At 57.4% G+C, this 5,169-nt stretch carries 2 protein-coding genes; both read right to left on the reverse strand.

The genetic code is table 11. The annotated features are described in order from the left end of the window. Window positions 1–324: 324 nt before the first annotated feature. Complete coding sequence (locus K8Q93_00005) at window positions 325–3,846, reverse strand: right-handed parallel beta-helix repeat-containing protein (protein MCE9643624.1); 3,522 nt, start codon at window positions 3,844–3,846, stop codon at window positions 325–327. Window positions 3,847–4,016: 170 nt separating this feature from the next. Continuing rightward, entirely contained in the window at window positions 4,017–4,730 is a 714-nt protein-coding gene (locus tag K8Q93_00010) for a hypothetical protein (GenBank protein ID MCE9643625.1), read from the reverse strand. Window positions 4,731–5,169 lie beyond the last annotated feature (439 nt).

Below are 5,169 nucleotides of genomic sequence, written 5' to 3' on the forward strand. Positions count from 1 at the left end.
GGGGGGGAAGGCGAGGCAGGATTCAATTACCAATGAAAAACACCACGACGATTTCGCCGCCGCTCTTGTTGGCACAAGTGCGGAGTCGAAATTGTCGTGGTGCGGTTGAGGTCAGTTGCTGATTGATTCCTGGTTGCGAAGGTCTAACACGAAATCCTACTTAAGCCTGCCGTGGCCCGCAATAACTCAACGCATTTTATCCATCTTTCCTAATTTGTTTTTGAAGCAATTAAGCCATAACATATTTTACAATAAGACTTTACGTCGCAACCAACCTTTTTGAAAGAGTTTTTCAAAATTAGTCATGGCTTAAGCGATGGGGCGTTATTCGTAAGTCCCTACCGCCGTGGAAGTAAAGTTCGCGTTGTCCTTCTTGTTGCCCCCCAGGTTGACAATGGCCGCGTCGAATTTGTATTCCGCCTGACCGTTTTCACTGGTGCTGCCCGAGCCGTCCGCGTTCCCCTTGTTGTTCTTCAGCTTGTTGCCCGTGCTCGCTGCGCCGGCGATGTAAAATCCGTAACCTTTGTTGGCGCTGACGGTGTTCTCCTCCAGCAGGTTGGTCTTACCGGTCACGCGAATGCCGTCTCGGTTGCCCGCGACGTTCCCCAGCCCGTTGCCACCCTTGCTCTTGTCGCCAACCTTGTTCTTGGTGATGGTGTTGTTGTCTCCGAGGAGCTCAATTCCATCACCCCAATTGGCGAAGATCTCGTTCTCCAGGATCTGGTTGAGATTGCCGACCACGCGGATGCCGTCGCCGCCATTCCCCTTGTTCTTGTCGCCGATAGCGTTCTTCTTGATCAGATTGCTGTTGCCCGTGACCTCAATCCCATCACCTCCGTTGCCGAAAATTTTGTTATTGGTGATCTGGTTGCTGTTGCCCAGCGCGAGAAAGAAAGCGTCCTTGGCGTTGTTCAAGAGTTCGTTGTCGTCGGCAATATTGCTGTTTCCGGCGATCCGGACGCCGATGCCGGCGTTGTAGGAGACAGTGCTGCCTTTCAAATTGTTGTTGTTGCCGGTCACATCGATGCCCGCGCCGTTGGCATGCCCCGATTTACCAACGTCCTGATCGTTGAGCTCGTTGTAGTTGCCGGTGACCTTGATGCCGAGCAGCGTGTTGTCCATGATCTCGTTGTTGGTGCGCAGCACGTTGTTGTCGCCGTCGATCTGAATGCCGACCTTGTTGCCGGTGAGGTGCTGAGAACCGCTGACTTCGACCTTGTCATCGCAGACCCAGATTCCAACGCCACCGACGTTGTTTTGGGCGCTGGTGTTTTTGACGAGAACGGCGGCGGCGTTCTTTTCCGCCGCGGTAGCCCCGCCCACTTTGATCCCTGCTACCTTGCTGTCTAAGCCGTGGATATCCATGTAGGTGACTTTGCCGAGGCTGCTCTTGATCGTGGCGACGGCTTTAGTCGGGTCAGCAGCATGGATGCTGACGCTGTTGCCCATGACATAGAGTTGCTGGCCGCTGGAGTTGGTGACGATGAAGTTTTCGAATCCGTCGCCCCCAAGGTCGCGCCCGATGAAGGGGATGCCACCGCAGGCGGCGGACTCGACTAGCGTGTCCTGGGCAGTGACCGCCACGAGCAACTTGCCGTCGCCGTTGACATCGCCGTGGGCGTTCACGTAATCGATGGCAGCCTGAATCGACCTGGTAGCCGGCATGAGCGTGCCGACCTTGCTGGCGTCGAATGCCAGCGGGCCACTATCGACGTCCACCAGCACGTCGGGAATGGCGAAGCATTCGCCAATCTGCGTGATGACGGCGCACTTGCTGGTCCAGTAGGGAAAAATGTGCAGCTTGTAATCTTCTACTTCGCCATCGGAAGCCTCACCCGTGGGTGATAGTCCGCCAGCACTACTCAACCGGAACCGAGCAAAAGTAGGTGCTCCAGTGACACTCACCACGGCAGTTAAGGGCACATCCACATCCAGAGCGTTTGCGCCCGAATTGAGTACCTGATTGGTAAACACCTGCTCGCCGGCGTCCCAGAAACCGTCACCGTTCCAATCGAACCAGGCATCCAGCAGGCCGGTCTGGCCCGTCAACGTCACAGTGATGGAAGTTTGCAGGCCGGGGACGAACGGCTCATTGAATATCACGCCGTCCTCGTCGTCTGGATCACCCAACGGATTTTCGTCGTCTCCGGTAGCCGTGCCATTCGGCTGGCCGTCCAATTCCGCGTCTATCGTAGCTCCCAAATGAAACCCCGCGACGATATGGTGCCGCGCTCCGTCGTTGGCCAGCGTGGTGGGATAGTCGCCTGGCACAATCGGATTCTCGGGTGCGTCGCCGAAGTCGCGCGGGTCAACTACGCAGAGTGGAAGAATCACATAGTCTGGCAACGTCGGCCTGCCGCCTGAGATGTCATTAAACTGATTCGGCGATCCGGCGGCGAATGTGGCTCCCAGCGTGATCGTGCCGAAAGCCGTGAGGTTGATCGTCCCGTCGGGTCGAACATCGCCGGTGCCGCTCGTCCAACTAATATTGCCGGCAAAGGAACGTACACTGAGCGTGCCGCCGTCGCCTAGACCACCAACAGGATTGGTGTCCCCCTGGGCGGAAATGGTGGCCGTGTTCAAGTTGACGTTGCCGAGTGCTTCGACGACGATCACGCCGCCATTACTACCCCCTGTCGTTGAGTCGGCCTGTATGGCCAAGCCACTGGCGATGATCTCGCTCTTGGTGGACTTTACGGTCACCAGACCGCCAGCATCGGTGTTCTGTTGCAAACCGCCATTGGCGTGAACTGCAAAGGGACCGGTCACATCTCCAATGATTTTGATCGCCCCATCACGCGAGAACAGGTCGATCCAGCCAATGCCTTGCGTGCCTCCCGTGATGCCAATGTCGGCATTGATCTCGCCGTTATGGCTACCCGTGCTGTCGATCGTGATGGAGTGCCCCGCCCAGACTTCCACGCCGCCGGTGGAATTGGCGGGCTTATCGGGCCGGAATGTGCCGTCCAAGTGGTTGGGTGGATTGTTGGGAATTGCATGTCCAGCACCGGTCGATTCCACGAGACCGAAGATCGTGACGCCGCAGCCTTGCAAATGCACCAGATCCGCACCGGGATCCTTCCCCTTGCTACTGACCACGCCCGTATCACTGATCGTCAGGTGGCTGCCAAGATTGTCCTTGACGCCAGCGGTGATGAAAATCGTCCCGCCGCCGGGCGCTTGAACCGCCCCAGTGCCGCTCAAATGGCTTTGGGACAATACAAAGCCATCGATGTCGATATCACCGACCTGGGTTTTAATATCAATCGCGCCGCCGGAACCGGGGTTTGAATCAAAATAGCCGGCGGCAATAAAGGCGCCGGTCCGCACGTCGATCGCGCCGTTGACATCAATGGTGATATCGCCCGAGCCGGTCGGATTCGGATTTCCACCAGCCGTGTCGGAACTCGAAATGGTCGCCCCGCTTTCCATCGCGAGGCTGCCGCCGACGGTCAGCGTGATGTTTCCACCGAGCCCCCCTGAAATTCGATTCTCGGCAAAAATGCCGGTATTCGTGCCGCCGGTGCTTGGGTCATCGCCTGCATTGGTATCCGCCTCGATCAGCACATTGCCGGAGGCTTGAATCACGATGGGGGGTGACGCGCCGGCGTTCGGCGGCACCGCCGGGTCGTTGGCGTTGATGCTGCCGCCGTCTTGAATCGTCAGATTGACGACTTCCAAGATGCTGATGTCGGCGCCCCCGTCATTTGCAGCGAGCGTGGAGTAGAGCATCGGACTTCCCACCGTCAGACTGGTGATGGCAAGAAGTCTTCGGTCCTCAAGAGGCTCGATCTGTAGACGGCGCGCACGAGAACGAAGGCGCTTTTGGCGGGTGAGATGCCTCATAGGGTATCCTTAGTAGAAAGAGATTCGTCGTTGTGAACGTCCGCCACGCTGCCTCACCACCGTTCCTGGTGGAAATATCTGCACCGGACTTGATTCAGACGGCCTCTCCCGCCAGCATGATCTTGAGCGTTTGCTACTTTCTCGTCAAGTAGGATCATCCCGGCGCGTCGCTAGGGGCAACTGACGGTAAACAACCCGCTTAGTGACTCGTCGTAATGAATGCCAAAAGGGTTCTGGATATCCAGCGTTTTTCCATAGAAGGCTCCGTAGAGTTCGCCATCACCATTTCGTTTGATATCGGCGTTCGGGGCATAGACCACGCCGTAAAACGGCTGATCCTGAGATAGGTCCACGTTCGTTCCAGAACAGTAGATCACCAGGTCGCGCGGTTTATTCGTGGAGGATACGAACTTCCCGTTCGTGAGCTTGAACTGGCCTGTGCAATAAATGACTGTCGGTCCGAGCAGATTGATCGTCCCATTACTTGAGAGATTAAAGCTCGTGAAATAATAGGTTCCCGCCGGTAGCGTAATGCTGTCATTGTTGCCCGACATGGTGAACGCCCCACCGGAATAAGCGTTCTTGTTTTGCGCCGTCTTGGGAATGCTGCCATTGGAATTGACCGTGGCGACATTGCCCAGGCTGACCGGCGGCAGAACCAGGTTTCTCGACAGGGGTGTCGTCGAGCCCGTTACCGTGCCGGCCGAGATGGTTTGGCCGATACCCGGATGGGCGTCTCCACGTACCACAGCGCCTTGAGTAAGGCGAATCGTGAGATTGCTGCAGAGGTTGCACGCTTGGCGCGATGTTGCGACGGAGTACGGACCGGAATTGGAATTGTAGCTGTCGGCATACGCTCCACCGGAGAATTTAATATCATTCATCCCCACAAACGCCCCACACCCGACGCAGGGGGGCTGACTGCCGGTTGTGGTTCCGCCGGTTGTGGTTCCGCCAGTTGTTGTGCCGCCAGTTGTTGTGCCACCAGTTGTTGTGCCCCCAGTTGTTGTGCCCCCAGTTGTTGTGCCGCCGGTAGTCGTCCCTGTGGTGCTACTGCCTGCCGTTGTACCCCCTGCGCTCGTGCCTCCCGCGGTTGAACTGCTGCTGGAGGCTCCACCGCTGGTACTACCCATCGTGCTTCCAGACGCACCCGCAGTGGTCGGACCGCCGCCAGTTGTCGTTCCAGCGGTCGTCCCTGTGCCACTGCTTGTCGCGCCTCCGCTCGCCACTTCTCCGGGCGCTAGGCAGTGGGGCAGTGAAATCATGGAATCGACCTTCGGTCGCCAAAAGCGCTCGTAAAGTTCGCAGTAGCGTGGATCAATG

The organism is Candidatus Parcubacteria bacterium, assembly GCA_021414235.1.
GTDB lineage: Bacteria > Patescibacteriota > Minisyncoccia > Phycocordibacterales > JAKFXT01 > JAIOOV01.